This window comes from Enterocloster clostridioformis, from assembly GCF_020297485.1.
In the GTDB taxonomy this organism is placed as follows: Bacteria; Bacillota; Clostridia; order Lachnospirales; family Lachnospiraceae; genus Enterocloster; species Enterocloster clostridioformis.
Window position 1 is genome coordinate 3484900 of record NZ_JAIWZC010000001.1, and the last position, 16877, is coordinate 3501776.

At 49.8% G+C, this 16877-nt stretch carries 16 protein-coding genes; 4 read left to right on the top strand and 12 right to left on the bottom strand.

The window, feature by feature from the left end; genetic code table 11:
• Positions 1 to 34: 34 nt before the first annotated feature.
• From LA360_RS17535 to LA360_RS17555, 5 genes are all read right to left on the bottom strand, one after another.
• Entirely contained in the window at positions 35 to 1603 is a 1569-nt protein-coding gene (locus LA360_RS17535; protein WP_057571251.1) for a glycoside hydrolase family 28 protein, read from the bottom strand.
• A gap of 116 nt (positions 1604 to 1719) precedes the next feature.
• Entirely contained in the window at positions 1720 to 2571 is an 852-nt protein-coding gene (locus LA360_RS17540) for a carbohydrate ABC transporter permease (RefSeq protein WP_057571250.1), read from the bottom strand.
• Positions 2572 to 2577: 6 nt separating this feature from the next.
• Entirely contained in the window at positions 2578 to 3471 is an 894-nt protein-coding gene (locus tag LA360_RS17545; RefSeq protein ID WP_057571249.1) for a carbohydrate ABC transporter permease, read from the bottom strand.
• Between the two features lie 19 nt (positions 3472 to 3490).
• On the bottom strand, positions 3491 to 3817 hold the full coding sequence (locus LA360_RS17550; RefSeq protein ID WP_225537598.1) for a hypothetical protein: 327 nt from the start codon (positions 3815 to 3817) through the stop codon (positions 3491 to 3493).
• Between the two features lie 125 nt (positions 3818 to 3942).
• Complete coding sequence (locus LA360_RS17555; RefSeq protein WP_022202344.1) at positions 3943 to 5298, bottom strand: ABC transporter substrate-binding protein; 1356 nt, start codon at positions 5296 to 5298, stop codon at positions 3943 to 3945.
• Positions 5299 to 5738: 440 nt separating this feature from the next.
• Here LA360_RS17555 and LA360_RS17560 point away from each other — a divergent pair, with 440 nt between their 5' ends.
• From LA360_RS17560 to fsa, 4 genes are all read left to right on the top strand, one after another.
• A complete protein-coding gene (locus LA360_RS17560) occupies positions 5739 to 6869 on the top strand; it encodes a glycoside hydrolase family 88/105 protein (protein ID WP_022202343.1) in 1131 nt (376 codons plus the stop codon).
• 143 nt (positions 6870 to 7012) lie between these two features.
• Positions 7013 to 7861, top strand: coding sequence for an alpha/beta hydrolase (locus LA360_RS17565; protein ID WP_022202342.1), 849 nt, complete (start codon positions 7013 to 7015; stop codon positions 7859 to 7861).
• Position 7862: 1 nt separating this feature from the next.
• A complete protein-coding gene (locus tag LA360_RS17570; protein ID WP_002576844.1) occupies positions 7863 to 8612 on the top strand; it encodes a DeoR/GlpR family DNA-binding transcription regulator in 750 nt (249 codons plus the stop codon).
• 228 nt (positions 8613 to 8840) lie between these two features.
• The gene (gene fsa / locus LA360_RS17575; RefSeq protein ID WP_002586721.1) at positions 8841 to 9494 is read left to right on the top strand and encodes a fructose-6-phosphate aldolase; all 654 of its coding nucleotides are present in this window, start codon (positions 8841 to 8843) and stop codon (positions 9492 to 9494) included.
• A 90-nt stretch (positions 9495 to 9584) separates the two neighbouring features.
• Here fsa and LA360_RS17580 read toward each other — a convergent pair whose 3' ends face one another.
• The 7 genes from LA360_RS17580 to LA360_RS17610 form a co-directional block, all read right to left on the bottom strand.
• Entirely contained in the window at positions 9585 to 10295 is a 711-nt protein-coding gene (locus tag LA360_RS17580; RefSeq protein WP_022202341.1) for a DeoR/GlpR family DNA-binding transcription regulator, read from the bottom strand.
• A gap of 108 nt (positions 10296 to 10403) precedes the next feature.
• The gene (locus tag LA360_RS17585) at positions 10404 to 11339 is read right to left on the bottom strand and encodes a ribokinase (RefSeq protein WP_112481443.1); all 936 of its coding nucleotides are present in this window, start codon (positions 11337 to 11339) and stop codon (positions 10404 to 10406) included.
• 21 nt (positions 11340 to 11360) lie between these two features.
• The gene (locus LA360_RS17590) at positions 11361 to 12335 is read right to left on the bottom strand and encodes an ABC transporter permease (RefSeq protein ID WP_022202339.1); all 975 of its coding nucleotides are present in this window, start codon (positions 12333 to 12335) and stop codon (positions 11361 to 11363) included.
• Positions 12336 to 12337: 2 nt separating this feature from the next.
• Positions 12338 to 13825, bottom strand: coding sequence for a sugar ABC transporter ATP-binding protein (locus tag LA360_RS17595; RefSeq protein WP_112481444.1), 1488 nt, complete (start codon positions 13823 to 13825; stop codon positions 12338 to 12340).
• Between the two features lie 75 nt (positions 13826 to 13900).
• Entirely contained in the window at positions 13901 to 14992 is a 1092-nt protein-coding gene (locus tag LA360_RS17600; RefSeq protein ID WP_057571243.1) for a sugar ABC transporter substrate-binding protein, read from the bottom strand.
• A 35-nt stretch (positions 14993 to 15027) separates the two neighbouring features.
• Complete coding sequence (locus tag LA360_RS17605) at positions 15028 to 15948, bottom strand: sugar phosphate isomerase/epimerase family protein (RefSeq protein ID WP_022202336.1); 921 nt, start codon at positions 15946 to 15948, stop codon at positions 15028 to 15030.
• A gap of 376 nt (positions 15949 to 16324) precedes the next feature.
• A complete protein-coding gene (locus tag LA360_RS17610; RefSeq protein WP_022202335.1) occupies positions 16325 to 16747 on the bottom strand; it encodes a hypothetical protein in 423 nt (140 codons plus the stop codon).
• Between the last annotated feature and the right edge of the window lie 130 nt (positions 16748 to 16877).

Sequence of the window (16877 nt, forward strand, 5' to 3'; positions counted from 1 at the left end):
TACGAATACAATCTAACTCGTTTTCCGCCTTCTGTCAAATGCTTCCGCAGACACAGCCGATATTTTCCGTGATGACGGCCGGACCGTCCTGTCCCTCCACCTTCACGTCCTTGAGAACCAGCTCCTCAATCTGATTGGCGTAGATTCCCATGCGGCATATATGGGAGTCACAGCCATCCATCATGGCGGGCTGCCCTTCCCTGGCAGACGCAGCATAGCTGACGCGGACACGCTCCATCTCCACCCGTCCAATCCGCTGTTCCGGAAGACCATACATGTAGGCAGCCGCCACATGGCAGTTCTCCGCCTCTATATCCCTAAAACACAGGCTCTTGATAAAAGGCGTTTTGTCATCCACCGGAAGCGCTTCCTTTGTGCGCACATACTCGCTGTGTCCGTCCGGGTCACAAAAATAGAAACAGTTGATGACAAAGGGGGTCATCACATGGTCCATGCGGATGTGTTCAAAGACAATTTTGTCCACCACGGCATCCTTTCCTCTGCCCCTGCGCGTCTTGATGCGCAGTCCTCTGTCCGTGTGCAGGAACATACAGTCCTTGACAGTCAGGTCCTTTACCCCGCCCGCCATCTCGCTTCCGATGGTAACAGATCCATGGCCGTCCCGCATACAGCATCTTCGGATGGAAATGTTCTTTGACGGACATTTATAGGTGGAACCCATATAGATTTTTCCCGACTTTACGGCGATGCAGTCATCTCCCACAGAGAAGCAGACGCCGGCAATCTCCACATCCTTGCAGGATTCCGGGTCCAGTCCGTCCGTGTTGGGCGAATCCTTGGGACTCAGCACCTTAAGGTCAAAGAATCTTAAGTGGTCGGAAAAATAGGGATGGATGTTCCAGCTGGGACTGTTCCTCACTGTGATTCCCTGAACCGTCACCTGCCGGCACCTCTCCAGGAAAATCATCCTGGGGCGGCAGGCCGTGTGTATCACCTTGGGCTCATGCCACCAGTTCCCCTCACCTGTCCCCGCGTTCCCGTCTATGATTCCCTGTCCGTAGATAACGGCTTCCTTCACGTTCACGCCAGTTATGATGCCGGTAAACATGGGCAGCGGATTGCCCTCCCATGTGCCCAGATTGTATTCGCCCTGCTCGTCATAGCTCTGGATCATGCCCTGAAACACAGGAAAACGGGTCCGGTCCGTATACGCGGACAGCACCGCCCCCTCAGCCAGCTCAATGTTCACATTATCCTTTAAAAACAGGGACACTATCCGGTAGGTCCCGGCCGGAATCAGGACCCGGCTCTTTTCAGGGCAGGCCATAATGGCAGCCTGGATAAACAGGGTGTCATCCTGAATTCCGTCTCCCTTTGCCCCAAAATCACGCACATCCAATGTCACGTATTCACTGTCCGTGGCAAAGGAGGTCTTAAACACAAGGCCATCTCCGCTTCTGGCCTCCACCTGATAGCCGGTATCCGGTTTCAGATTATAAATACTTGTGACAGCTTTTCCTGTTTCCCGGATGAATTCCCCATTCAGATAAATGCGGTACATCCGGCTGGTTTCATATGTGCCTCCGTCCTCTATCTCCAGTACGGCGCAGCGCGCATTTTTATAAATCACCTTTAAATCCATGGTATTATACCTCTTTTCTTTTCTGACCCTCTATGGCCGCAATATCAATTCAAGAATGGGGCCCCTCCCAGGAGAGCCCCCATTCCCATCCAGGCTGACCCTGGCCTTTTTATATTTTAACCCTTAACACCGCCTGCCGCAATACCGTCAATGAAAGAATCCTGTGCGCAGAAGAATACAATCAGCGATGGTACAATGGAAATCAGGGACATGGCCAGGATACGGTTCCACTGGAAGCCCACATCTCCGTCCATGGACATGCGCAGGTATACGGAGTTCGTATATTTCTGCATATCCGCAATGTAAATCAGCGGCCCCTGAAAATCATTGTTGGTCCACATGAACTGGAACAGGGCGCAGGACACCAGAGACGGCTTCAGCATAGGAACAATCACGTACCACAGTGTCTTTAATGTGTTGCAGCCGTCAATCTTGGCGGCTTCCTCCAGCTCCTTTGGCACTCCCCTGAGGAACTGAATCAGCATAAATACGAAATAGGTATCCGCCGCGAACAGGGAAGGTACAATCAGAGGAAGATAGGTGTTGACCCATTTCCATTTGTTAAACATGATGTACTGGGGCGCATTGAGAACCACCTGAGGAAGAAACAGGGTGGACATCAGCATAGCAAAGAAAATTTTCTTTCCCTTAAAGTCAAACCGCCCGAATCCATAGGCCGCGATGGTGGCGGACACCACGGTGAAAATCACCTTGGGAAGCACAATTTTATATGTATTAATCAGGGAGGTAATCAGGGATATCTTGCCTCCATAGCTCTTAAAGGCATTGCTGTACCCGTCGAACACAGGGTTCTTAGGCAGAAACCATGCGCTGGTAAATATTTCGGAGTTGGTCTTAAAGGTGGCCCCAACCATCCAGATTAGAGGGTATACCATGATGAATCCCACCAGAATCAGCAGAGTGTAGCGGATTGCCGTGCTGACCTTCCGTTTTGTCTCTCTTGTCATACATCCCTACCTCCCTTCCTCGTCTGAATAATACACCCATTTTTTCTGGCTGATAAATGCCACCGCTGTCAGCGTCATGACAATCAGGAACAGAATCCATGCCTGTGCGCTGGCCATTCCCATCTTATGGCGCAGGAATGCATTGTTGTAAATCAGCATGGAAATCAAGGTGGTTGCGCCGTTTGGCCCGCCCTTTGTCACCAGGAACGGGGCGTTAAACTCCTGGAATGCCTGGCAGAGCTGGGTAATCAGGTTATAGAAAATAACCGGTGTGATAAGGGGTACCGTAATCTTAAAGAACTGGGTCCACTTGCCTGCGCCGTCAATGGAGGCAGCCTCATACAAGTCTTCGGACACGCCCTTTAAGGCTGCCAGGAAAATAACCATTGCGGAACCAAACTGCCAGACACGCAGAAGCACAATCACAAACAACGCGCTGTTGGCGCCGGCCATCCAGTTAATCTTGGGACCTCCGAAGAATGTGATTACCGTGTTAATCAGTCCATCCGTATTGAACACAGCCCTCCAGAGAATGGCAATGGCGATGGAACCGCCCAGGATAGACGGGATATAATATGCTGTCCTGAAAAAATTTACACCCTTCAGCTTGAAGTTGAGGATATATGCGATAAAGAGGGCAAACGCCAGCTTTAAGGGCACATCAAAGATCGCATATTTGAATGTCACCTCAAATGCCCTGATGATATCCTCATCCGTAAATATCTTCTCGTAGTTCAGAAGTCCGGTCTTTGTTATTCCGTTGAACAAATCATAGTTGGTAAAGCTGTAATACAGCGAAGATGCAAATGGATATACCTTGAACAGAAGAAATCCAACCAGCCATGGCAGAATGTAAAGCAGGCCGATATTCAACGCCCAGAATCCTTTCCTTTTTTTCATACGGTTACCTCCAAACCTGTTAATCTAAATAGCTCTCATACTTCTCCCTGAGCAGCGTACCTGTGCCGCACCCCTTTTGGATGATGTATGCAAGCTGCTCACGCGGGCCAGGATTCCCTCCTGCCAGCATTTCCTTTAATCTCATGCGGAACATGTCCTGGAGCGCCCTGTAATGCTCGTATATTTCCGGGGACATCCGCTCTATGGTATCTATCAGCAGGACCATCTGGTCCATGCCGGGCGTTTTCAAAGTCTTAAAATATGTAACAATGCTGTCGTAATTTTCCCTGTGCTTTACTGCTTCCCTAACATCCATACTATTTCCGCCACCGCCTTTTTCTGTCATCAGCCGCGCCTTTCCCGTCTCCCCCCGCTGCCCGGGGCAGGCCGGGATACGGGCCGCCCGGGGCATATCCGGCGGCCCTGTCTGTCATTTCAATACCAATATCCGTCCTGAATCCTATCTGAAAATCAGAAGTTATAACAATCGTCAATACCCTTCATCAAATCCTCCGCTGCTTGGGCGGAAGTAATGTCGCCTGCGCTCAGCTTTCCAAATACCTTGTAATATACACCGTCAGGATTGGCCTTCAGGTCATTGTGCTCAAACATGGGGTCCAGAGGGAATTTGGAATGGGCCAGAACCTTTGCGTTGGCCTCCATTACCAGCTTATCACCGATTCCCTTTTCCTCCAGAATCTTTACACCCTCCGCGGAGCATGGAATGCCGCGCTCAGTACCGCAGATTTCAATTGCCTCATCATCATTTAATAAGTAGTTAATCAGCATGGCCGCTTCCTTTGGATGCGCTGAATTTGCGGATACTGCCAGCGCCATGGAAATCTTGGTAAAGCCGCCGTCGTAATCGCCGAACTTAAGGAAGTCTCCGATAACCAGCTCCTGGCCCGGCTTTGTGGTGCTCTCCGCGATTGCCTTCTGTACCTTGGAAACCGCGGAATCCCACTCAAATACGCCTGCATATTTGCCGTCGATTACCTTTGCGTTCTTATCTAAGGAATCCGCCATATCGCCCTGAAGGATAGCGATGGTGGGAATCACATGGGCTTCCTCCAGCTTTGTCATAAAGTCCATGCCTGCCTGAATCTCCTCGGCCGTGTACTGAAGCTCCCCGTTCTCAACCCATGGCTTGCCGTATACGCTCTCCAGATAGTATACCAGGAAGATGGCCCTGTCATATTCCATCATGGCCAGAGGATAATAGTCTTCATTATAAGCCTTAAACTTAGCGCCCGCCTCCAGGAGGGAAGCTTCATCTGTGGGAATCTCACATCCAACCTCATCAAAGGTGGTCTTATTCCAGTAGAACAGACGTCCTGTCAGGGCCACCGGCACTGCCATCAGCTTGCCGTCTGCCTTGCACTGGTCCAGGCTGTCCTGGGAAAACTGGGTCAGGTCCAGGACATCGCTGTAGTCCTCCAGATTTGCAAAGTTGGTCCCGTTGCCGCTGTAGGATGTAATCCAGTTCCAGTTAATCTGCATAACATCAGCCGCATTTCCTCCCTGAATGGCAAGGGACTGCTTCTCTTCCCATCCGGTCCAGGCTCCGTATTCGCATTCCACCTTAATGTTAGGATACTTTGCCATGAATGCGTCCACTGCCTTCTCAGTTGCCTCATGTCTGGAGTCACCGCCCCACCAGCAGAACTTGATGGTCACGTCCTCAGATCCGCTCTCTGCTTCCTTGCTTTCTGCCTGTGCCGCCGTAGTGGTCCCGCTGCCGCTGCCGCCTTTGCAGGCTGTCAGTGATAATGCCATTACAGATGCCAGGGCCAGGGACACTGCTTTTTTCAGGTTCTTCTTCATCATTTCTTTCCCTCTCTTTTCTTTGTCTTTGCTTAGATGTTTGCAAAGGTTTGCATCATTGCTTTAAAAATTATGCATATCTGCCATTTGTAAGTAATTACATTTAGTTCATTTTAAGCAAACATGCATCGTTTTTTTTGTGATTCCATAGTATCACTATTTATATCGTATGTCAATTGTTTGATTCGTATAGTTTTTTTATATTTTTTTGTGTAATATATCCAATTCTTTTCCCGCTTTTTTTGTGTTAAGATAGATTCAAGAATAAAAAAATGGATTTAGAGGAATTCAAAGACATAATGCACTGTGATTTCCGGGTTTTTCCCGGATTAAATTGAGCTAAATCACTATTGTTTTTCCTGCAAACGTTTACACTTCCATTTTTTCAAAGACGCCTTACATCAGGCTCAGTGTACATATATGTATAAAGGAGAGTTAAGATTATGAAAATACTGGACCGTTACATCGACCAGCTGATTGAGCAGAGCACCCCTGAGGCCCCCGTGTGGAACATTGAAAAAATCCGGGAGGGTTCAAAATCTACCTGGAACTATATTGACGGCTGCATGATTAAGGCCATTATCGAACTCTACCTTATAACCAGGAACCGCCGGTATCTGAACTTCGCAGACGCCTTCACCGGCCGCTTTGTAAGGGAGGACGGCTCCATTGAATCCTATGATCCAAAGGAGTATAACCTGGATAATGTAAACGCCGGCAAAACCCTGTTCGACCTTTACAAGCTGACCGGAAAAGAAAAATACAGGAGGGCCATGGATACTGTATACAGCCAGCTAGAGGAACAGCCCCGCACATCCACAGGAAACTTCTGGCATAAGAAAATCTATCCCAACCAGATATGGCTGGACGGGCTTTACATGGCCCAGCCCTTCTATATGCAGTACGAGGCAGAGTATAACGGCTGCAAAAACTGCGAGGATTCATACCAGCAGTTCCTCCAGGTATACGATCGGATGAGGGATCCACTCAACGGGCTGTATTACCATGCCTACGATGATTCACGCCAGATGTTCTGGTGCGATAAGGTGACCGGACTGTCGGAGAACTTCTGGCTCAGGGCCATGGGCTGGTATGCCATGGCGCTCATCGACACCATGGAAGTCATGCCGGAATCCATGACCTGCCAGAAGGCGCGGTTAAACGCCATCTATAAAGAACTGATTGACGCCATGCTTCCCTACCAGGACCAGGCCACCGGCATGTGGTACCAGGTGGTAAACCGGGGAGGTATCGCCCCCAACTACCTGGAGGAATCCGGCTCCGCCATATTCGCCTATGTCATCATGAAAAGCGTACGCCTCCATTACCTTCCCGACGACTATTTTAAATACGGCCAAAAGGCATTTGAGGGAATATGCAGCACATACCTCTCCGAGAAAGACGGCAGTCTCCAGCTGGGCGGCATCTGCCTGGTTGCCGGGCTGGGCAACACGGACATGCGGGAGGGCACCTTTGAATACTATATGAGGGAGCCTGTGGTTGAAAATGAAGCCAAGGGAATCGCTCCCCTTATCCTGGCGTACATTGAGACCATGTTTCGGCGCCAGCCATAAGACAGCGGCATAAACAGTGACATATACAGCGGCATAAAACAGGCGGCAAAAGTGATTGAACCCATGAGCTGTTTTCAGTATAATGATACTGGAAACAGCCTTTTTGCATATTTTTCACCCTCTGTTTCCGGAAAGGCGAGAACATGAATATAAAACATTTTAATATTATGGTTACTGAACAGGAATGCGGCCATGCAAGGGCATCCCTGAAGCCGGCGGACCTGACTGCTTATCTGTTAGATCGCCTGCCTCACAAGCCGGAGCTTCTCCGCCCGGCCGTGGTCCTGTGCGCGGGAGGCGGTTACGGTTTTGTGTCTCCCAGGGAAGACCAGCCCGTGGCCATGGAATTTCTGGCAGCGGGATGCCAGGTCTTTTCCCTGCACTACAGCGTTGCCCCGGAAACATTTCCCGTGGCCCTTATGGAGCTGGCCAAATCCGTGGCTTTCGTGAAAAGCCATGCCCGGGAATGGAATATTGACACAGATCGGATTATTGTGTGCGGTTTCTCCGCGGGAGGCCATCTGGCCGCCTGCCTGGGCATGATGTGGAACCGCGAATTTCTCTATGGCCCCCTGAATGCGGCCCCTGAGGACATACAGCCAACGGGAATGATTCTGTGCTATCCGGTTATCACATCCGGAGAATTCGGACATAAGCGCTCCTTTGAACAGCTTTTGGGAGACAGGGCCGGCGACCCCAGGCTCAGGGAACTGGTTTCCCTGGAACTTCAGGCAGGACCGCAGACGCCCAGGACCTTCCTGTGGCACACCTGGACCGACCAGTCCGTGCCTGTGGAAAATTCCCTGCTGCTGGCCCAGGCCCTGAAAAAGGCAGGCGTCAGCCTGGAAATACACATCTACCCCAGCGGACGCCACGGACTGTCCCTGGCTACGGACGAGGTCTCCGACAGCACGGGCGACTGCCTCGCGCCCCACTGTCAGGGCTGGATGGAACTGGCAAAAGAATGGATAAAAGAAAAGGACAGGGAATGATATGTTAAAAGAAGAACGGCAGGCATTAATCTTAAATAAGCTTCACTCCTCCGGCAAGGTAGTTGTCAGCAGGCTGGCCGTGGAGCTGAATGTATCCGAGGATACCATCCGCCGCGATTTGCTGGACCTGGACCAGAAAGGGCAGGTCAAGCGTGTGTTCGGCGGAGCCATTCCCATGGAGCGCCCGGTCATCAATTTCTTTGACCGGGAGACAACGGATGTGGAATTAAAGCAGCGCCTGGCGCTGAAGGCCCTGGACTTTCTGGAGAAGGACCAGCTGGTGGCCATTGACGGCAGCAGTACCAACCTGCAGTTTGCCAAGAACATTCCTAACGGCCTTAAGCTCACCGTGCTGACCAACAGCTATTCCATTGCCCACGCCTGTTCCATGAAGGACCAGGTGGATGTAATCGTCCTGGGAGGACGGCTGTTAAAGGAATCCATGACCAATGTGGGGGAAACCGCCGCCAGCCAGGCAGCTCTCTACCACCCGGATCTGTGCTTTATGGGCGTATACGCCATCCATCCCGAATATGGCATGACCATACCATACCCGGACGAGGTCAGCATAAAGAGACAGCTGATTCAGTCCTCCCGAAGGGTCATTGCCCTGGTGAATCCCATTAAGCTGAATACCGTATCCAGATACCATGTGTGCGGCATCGAGGCTTTCACCACATTAATCACGGACAACGACGTGTCCGGCGAAATGGCTGTGGACTACCGGAACAAGGGACTGGATTTTTTATAGTCAGGGCAGGTGCTCCATAAAACCTGTTGCGATTTTTTGCGTTACTTTTGCGGTATTTTATTTGTATTTCGGCGCTCCCCTGTGTGCGTTCTAACAAAAATCGCATATTAACGCATATTTTTGCAACAATTTGCTTGACACAGCATGTATATGCGCTATAATACACTTAGAGATAAAAAGGAAGCGGGCAGGCGAGCCTGTCCCGCACATTTTAGGAGGGTATTTGCTATGAAATTTTTTGTGGACACAGCTAATGTTGAGGACATCAAAAAGGCCAATGATATGGGTATCATCTGCGGCGTAACCACCAATCCATCCCTGATTGCAAAAGAGGGAAGGAACTTTGCCGAAGTCATCAAGGAAATCACCGACATCGTGGACGGACCTATCAGCGGCGAGGTTAAGGCTACCACCGTTGACGCAGAGGGCATGATTAAGGAAGGCCGCGAGATTGCCGCCATTCATCCAAACATGGTAGTCAAGATTCCCATGACAGTAGAAGGCTTAAAGGCTGTCAAGGCGCTTCACGCAGAAGGTATCAAGACCAACGTTACCCTGGTATTTACATCCGCACAGGCTCTCCTGGCCGCACGGGCAGGCGCGTCCTACGTATCCCCGTTCCTTGGACGTCTGGATGACATCTCCATGCCGGGTATCGACCTGATTTACGACATCACCGAGATTTTTCAGATGCACAACATTGAAACTGAAATCATTGCTGCCAGCGTCCGCAATCCGATTCACGTAATCGACTGCGCCAAGGCCGGAGCCGACATCGCGACTGTTCCTTACAAGGTACTGGAGCAGATGACAAAGCATCCTCTGACCGACCAGGGCATTGCCAAATTCCAGGCTGATTATAAGGCTGTGTTTGGTGAATAATCCATCTGAACCGGTATCGTTAAAAGGCTCCCGCTGTTCCTGCGCGGGAGCCTTTTTTATATCCGAACTTCTGTACCCATGAATCTGTACCTATGAATCTTCTGAATTTTCCTCCTCTGTAATCAGAACCGCCTCCCCCAAATCAAACACCTTGGAGAACGCATACTTATTCTTCTTGGATGTATCCATCAGCACATAGACCGCCTTGGAATGGTCTTTTACAATCACCTTTTTCCTGGCCTCTCTGTCATCATAGGTGTAGATGCCTCCGTCCGGGATATACCCGTTGGCGCCAATGAACGCCTTGTCAAAATACATGTCGGATATCATCTTTTCCGTCAGGGCGCCCAGAACGGATTCCAAATCATCCCTCACCTCTCCCCCCAGCAGGATACACTTCGCGTTCTTGACGGGCAGATTGTCCAGCAGTTCCGTGCTGCTGGAGACAATGGTGATTCGTTTTCCCTGGAGATATTTAAGCATCCCCACCGTGGTCGTGCCTGAATCCACGTAAACGCAGTCTCCGTCCTCCACCAGCGCGGCCGCCTTCCTGGCAATGATCTCCTTCTCCTCGCTGTGAATCAGTTTTTTCTTTACCACAGGTTCATCGAAGTCCTCCGCCTTATACTTAACCGCGCCTCCGCGCATGACGATGACGCTGCCTTCCTGTTCCAGAGCAGCGACATCCCTGCGCACAGTGGACAGGGAAATGTTCAATTCCGCTGCCAGGTCTTTTATATAAGAGATATCCCTTTTTTTGATACTTTTCAGTATCTCTTCTTTTCTCAACTCAGGAACCATATGCTTACCCCTTTGAACTATAATAACTTTATTATATCAAAGAGCCCATCCTTAGTTCAACCATGATTCTTGCATTTTCTGTCATATTTTTTCATTTTCCGTAAAAGTTCAGACATCGGGCAGGCGGCTTTCGTTCATCTCGCTTAAGCAGGGCATGGCCTCCTGTGCTCCTATTTTGGTCACGGTCACCGATGCTGCCCTGGCCGCAAAGCAGCATGCCTGGAGATCCGTCATGCCCTTGAATTTTCCATAGGCAAATGCCCCTATATAGGAATCTCCTGCCCCTGTGCTCTCCGTTACGCGCTCCACCTTTACAGGGTCAATGGGAACCGCTCCCTCTTCCCCCAGAAGCATACTGCCCTTGGAGCCCAGGGTGACTATAACAGTTCCGTCCGTCAGCTGTCTCAGCCTGTCCGCATGAGCCCTTACCATGTCTCCATCCGTCATATCAGCTCCCGCATAAAAGGATGCCTCCGTCTCATTGACAATCAGGCAGTCTACCATTTTAAGAACTTCCCTGTCCATTTCCTTGGCCGGGGCAGCGTTAAGTATGGTGTATACATGATACTGCTTTGCCTTTCGGATAATATGCTCCACCACACCTGTGGGTATCTCCAGCTGAAGAATGATAATCCTGCTGCTTCTGACCAGCTCGTCCAGCCCGTCGATCTCCCGGGACGTAATATCAAAATTGGCGCCTGTGATGATGGAAGCATACACAGTCCCGTCCTCCAGGGCATGGACCACACCCACACCCGTGGGGCTGCCGCTCCTGCCTATGCAGGAACAGTCCACCCCATAGTCCTTCAGTTTATCCACCAGGGCATCGCCAAAGGCGTCCCTTCCCACCTTCCCCACCATAATGGTGTCGATTCCCAGCTTGGCGCACTGTACAGCTTGATTGGCCCCCTTTCCTCCGCCGGAATAGGTTATGCTGTCAGCGGTGTATGTTTCCCCCAGAAGAGGCATGCGCTTCTGCTTCATAATGATATCGTAGTTAAGGCTGCCGATGACACAAATGTAATCTCTCCCGCAATCTCTCACTGTCCAAACCCCCTTATGCGGTTATTCCGCCTTTGCCTTCTTATTCAGTCTCATGGCTGCAAGCTTACCCTGGATTACGTCCACATATACCGCGAACACTATGATAAGACCCGTAGCAATATACTGCCAGAATGTATCCACGCCGCAGACCACCAGTCCTACCTTCAGGGCCTGGAGAAGGATTGCTCCCAGGAATGTGCCTATGATGCTTCCTTTACCGCCTGCCAGGCTGGTGCCTCCAATGGCCGCAGCCGCAATGGCATTGGTCTCATAGCTGGCTCCGGCCGCCGGCTCTCCGGTGCCCAGTTTCGCCAGCATGACCATTCCGGCAAACGCAACGCAGACACCGCAGATTGCATAAGACATAATTTTGTTGAAATCCACATTGACGCCGGACAGGCGGGTGGCTTCCTCATTGCTGCCGATGGAATACAGATAGGTTCCAAACTTTGTGTGCTTCAGCAGGATATAGGCAATCACCGTCACAACCAGGAACAGAATCATGGATGAGGACAGGGTGCCGATTACATCGCCATCCATAATGTCCCTGAAATTCTGGGGAATGTTAAGCACAGGCCAGCCCCCTGTTATAAGGTAGGCAACTCCCCTGTATACGGACATCATACCCAGGGTAGCCACAAAGGGCTGTAATTTCATCTTGGCCACAAGGATTCCGTTCACAAGCCCCAGACAAAAGCCGATGGCCGCGCCTGCAAGGACGGCTGCAAAAGGATTCAGTCCCATGACCAGGAAATTACCCACGCTTACGATTACAATAGCCAGCGTGGAGCCAACTGTCAAGTCAATTCCGGCCGTAATGATGACCAGGGTCATGCCGATGGCCAGAAGACCGTTGATGACGGACTGGTCCAGGATATCAAGCAGGTTGGACGGCGAAAAATAAATGGGCTGTATGACGCCAAATACCACCATGATTACAGCCAGCGCAGCAACTACTTCTAATTCCCTTGAAAACTTCTTTATCATACTCTTCATAGTCAGCCTCCCATCGCAAAACTCATTATGACTTCTTCATTCAGTTCATCGTGGTTCAGAAAGCCCATGATTTTGCCTTCCCTCATGACCACAACCCTGTCGCTCATACCTATGACCTCCGGCAGCTCCGAGGACACCATAATGATGGCCTTTCCTCCCGCTACCAGATCCTCCATCAGGCGGTATATCTCCGCCTTGGCGCCCACGTCGATTCCTTTTGTGGGTTCATCAAATATAATGATATCGGCGTCCGTGGTCATCCACTTGGCGATGATGACTTTTTGGGCATTTCCGCCGCTCAGGCTCTCTGTCAGGTAATTCGGATCCGCAGGATGCAGATTCATTTCCCCCGTATAATACATACAGTTGTCATATATCTTCCTGGCATTCACGAAGCCCTTGCTGCAGAACCGGTTCATGGAGGCCAGCGCCATGTTGCCGGCGTTGGTAAAATTCTTTACAAAGCCTTGGGTCTTTCTGTTCTCAGGTATCAGCCCCAGACTGTACCGCAGGGCATCCTTAGGACTTTTTATCTCCGCCTTTTTCCCTTTTATGTAAACTTCTCCGCTGGTATAGGGGTCGGCTCCAAATATGGCCCGCATCACATCCGTTCTCTTGGATCCCACCAGTCCGGCAAAGGACAGAATCTCGCCCCTGTGGAGTTCAAAGCTTATATGTTCAAATACTCCGTTCTTGCACAGATCCCTGGCCTCCAGCACCACCTCACCGGCGGCGCACAGTGGATTATTTCTAACGGCATAGGCGGACACATCCCGTCCTACCATGTGGCGTATCAGCTCCTCCTTGGAAGTCTCCTTTATGTTCAGGGTGGCGATATACGTTCCGTCGCGCAGAATGCTGGCCCTGTCCGCTATGGAAAACACCTCGTCCAGACGGTGCGTTATATACAGTATCGTAATTCCCTGGTCCTTAAGTTCCATAATCATCTTAAGCAAACGGTCCACTTCACGGTCCGTCAGGGCCGATGTGGGTTCGTCAAAGGAAATGATTCTTGCATTGTGAAACAATGCCTTGGCAATCAGTATCATCTGCATCTCGCCGGTGCTGAGAGAGGTCACACGGTCCCTGCTTCTGAATTTGCAGCCCAGCTTTTCCAGAATGGCATCTGTCTTTCTGTACATGGCATCGTAGTCCACCAGAACCCCCCTGGTCACCTCGTAGCCAAGGGCTATATTCTGCCCCACCGTCAGCTCAGTCACAAGGTTTACCTCCTGATGCACCTTGGCGATGCCGAATTCAATGGCATCATTGGCATTCTTAAAGTCTACCTTTTTCCCGTCAATCTCCACGCTTCCATCGTAATCAGGATAGATGCCGTGAAGGATATTGAGAAGGGTGGATTTACCCGCGCCGTTTTCCCCAAGAAGGGCGTGTATCTCCCCTTTATCCACCGTAAAATCCACACTGTCCAGCGCCTTGTTGCCGGGGAACTGCTTAGTTATATTAGAAAAATGTATCATTGTCGCCATATTCTATCCCCTCTTTGAAATATCAGCCAGGGGTCTGACCCTCTGGCTGATGATGGTTTCCTTGCTTCCATTTGTCTATTTTGCATATACAGGGTCGGTCCAGCCAATGATTTCCTCTGCCGGCTTATCCACGTTTTCGGAATCAATGAGGGCCTGAGGCGTCCACAGCACCCTTGGGATCTCCTGGCCGCCCAGGCTTCTGAGCATTACTTCACCTGCGATCTGAGCTTTATAGAACGGGAAGGAATCAATGGTGGCATCCAGCTCGCCCCTGCGGATTGAATCATACGCCTCTCCTATGCCGTCAACGCCAACCACCAATATATCCTTGCCGGAAGACTTCACAGCCTCCACCACGCCCAGAGCCATGGTATCGTTGTTGCAGAAAATGGCGTTCAGGTCCGGATACTGTTTAATCCATGTGTCCGCCAGGTCTTTGGACTTCTGGCGGTCCCAGTCAGCATTCTGCTTTGCCACAATCTCAATATCCTTTGCATTGGCCGCCATCCAGTTCTCAAAGCCTTCCGTCCTCTGCCTTGCGGCAAACGCCTTAGGCATACCGATGACAATAGCCACCTTTCCCTTGCCGCCCAGCTTATCAGCAATCCACTCCGCTGCCAGCTCTCCGTTCTGATCCGCTTTGGGACCCACAAAGGAATCCGCATTGGCAATCAGGCCGTCGTTCACATTGATAACCGGGATTCCCGCCTTCTTGGCATCCTCCACGCCCGGCGTCAGGTTTCCGTCGGAAATAGGAGAAAGGAGAAGTCCTGTATACTTCTTATTAATCATATCCTTTACAATGGAAAGCTGTCCCTGCTCGTCGTTCTCGCCCTGGGCCGAGGTCACGTCTATGGTGATATTATAGCCGGCGGCGGCAGCCTTGGTCTGGTACTCGCCGTACCCCTCTCTCAGGGTTCTCCAGTACTCATTATCAAAGGATTTTGCCACTGCTCCCAATTTGACTTCGCCGTCCAGCTTCGGAACATCCCCCAGCTTCTCTCTCAATTCCCCGATGCTGACCCCTGCCTCCTTGTCCGGATTAAAGGTATCCGCCGCTGTCTCTGTCTGCGCCGTGGCAGCCGCCTGCCTATTGGTACATCCTGCCATGAGCCCCGCTGCCATGGCAATTGCTGTCATAGATAAAATCAAACCTCTCTTTTTCATCTTCTCTTCTCCTTTTACATTAAAATAGTTTTTGTTTATAGTAAAGCAACCATCATGTTGCTTACAGCTACTGCATCGTTTTGTTCCACCACCTTCTCCATCCGGCAGAGCCCGTAGGTGTCAATGAGCTGTTCAATCCTGCGGCACATCCTTATATTTGCCTCACATTCCTCCACCGCCTTCTCCCTTTTCGGGAATGTGTCAAAATATATCACACCCTGGAAGTCATATTTCTTAAGGTAGTACATGACCTCCACTGTCTTCCAGAAATTCACGGTTCCCACCATAAGGCCGTCATCCGTGGAACCCTCTCCGTCGTTGAGATGTATATTGTAGAGTTTCCCCCGTTCCAGCAGCCAGGCTGCCGCAAACGCAGGATTCTCCTTTTTCATCAGCATGTGGCAGAAGTCCAGGGTGACCCCAAGATTTTCCCTGTCCACGTCGTGGAGAACGGAAACCGCGGTTCCAAAGCTGTCAATGAAAGCATGGACCCTCTCCTCATAAGGCTTGTACTCAATGCTCACAGGCACCCCGGAATAGTCGCACACATCCCGGAACGCCTTCACAATCCGGTTCCAGTAGCTTACATAATCAATCTGGAAGGAATAATCAAAACCGTCAAATCCCAGCCATATAATCATCTGGTTTCCTCCCAGTCTCCTGCACGCATCTGCCGCTTCCCTGCATAATGCTATGGCGTCCTGTGATATGGAAGGCTCATGGTTTCCAAACTCCCCTCCTATGTACTTGTCCCTGAACCTTAGGTTAATGGCATTACACTTCAGCCCGCATTCCTCCATCTTTGCCTTTATCACTTCTATATCATAATCAGCAAAATGTTCCGGATAATTCAAATCCACATAATCCACTCCCTCTATGGCTCCTATGGACTGGAATGCATTCAGCAGGTTGCTGTCAAATCTCAAAAACGAGTTAATCCGTGTGGCGTACTTCATATGATTGCTACCTCCTTGCAGCATCATAATAGCATTTGATTCAAATTATGTCAATACTTTTCAAAATATTTTATTTGTTTTTTCGGCATAAATTTCTATATTTTTTCATTTATATCCAGCCATATTCTACGTTTTTTATTTTGCGAGAGTGGTTTTTACGTTTGGCACGGTTGTTTTCACTAATTTTATGGCTTTAAAGTGAGAATCAGCTCAACATGGTCCTTCTTATTATTCCATATTTTTTCATTTATTTTCATTTCGATGCCGCCATTTGATTATCCATGGGTATTTTTAAATAAAATAATACAAATGCCGCAGAACAATGCTGGACTCACAGCACCATTCTGCGGCATTCATCCTATTTTTAGCTTTTAGCTTATATTCCAAACGTGTCAAAAAGCTGTCTGCGGTACTCCTTATCCTTTGAGGCCCTTTCCAAATCATCATACCGTTTATCAGCCATGAGCAGCAGGTTCAGTTTGCTGACCCGCTCCTCGCCTTTCATTTGACCTTTCATTTCGCCTTCTTTTTTTCCGTCCTCAATCAACTCATCAATTGCTCTGCACACATCCATCCCCTCCTTCTCTCCATGATTTTTCATTATGGCCGCCAGTCTTTTCTGCTCTCCCAGCAGCGTCTTATCTGAATTATATTTTACCATACTGAATATCTGCTGTAAACATGTGCGGAACACACTCATGTCCTCCATACTCTGCGGGGTAACCAGATTAATCTTATAATTGGGTATAAAGTCCCGTATAGCCCCGGCCTCCTCCGGGCAGTTGTCAAATCCCAGCATCTGGTGAAGGCCATACAAAAATGAAACTTGCTATTTATATAATTCGTATTACTACTTTATATTTTTATATATTTAATAAAAATATAAAAATGTTATTGACTAATATCACCCCCATGCATTATATTATACT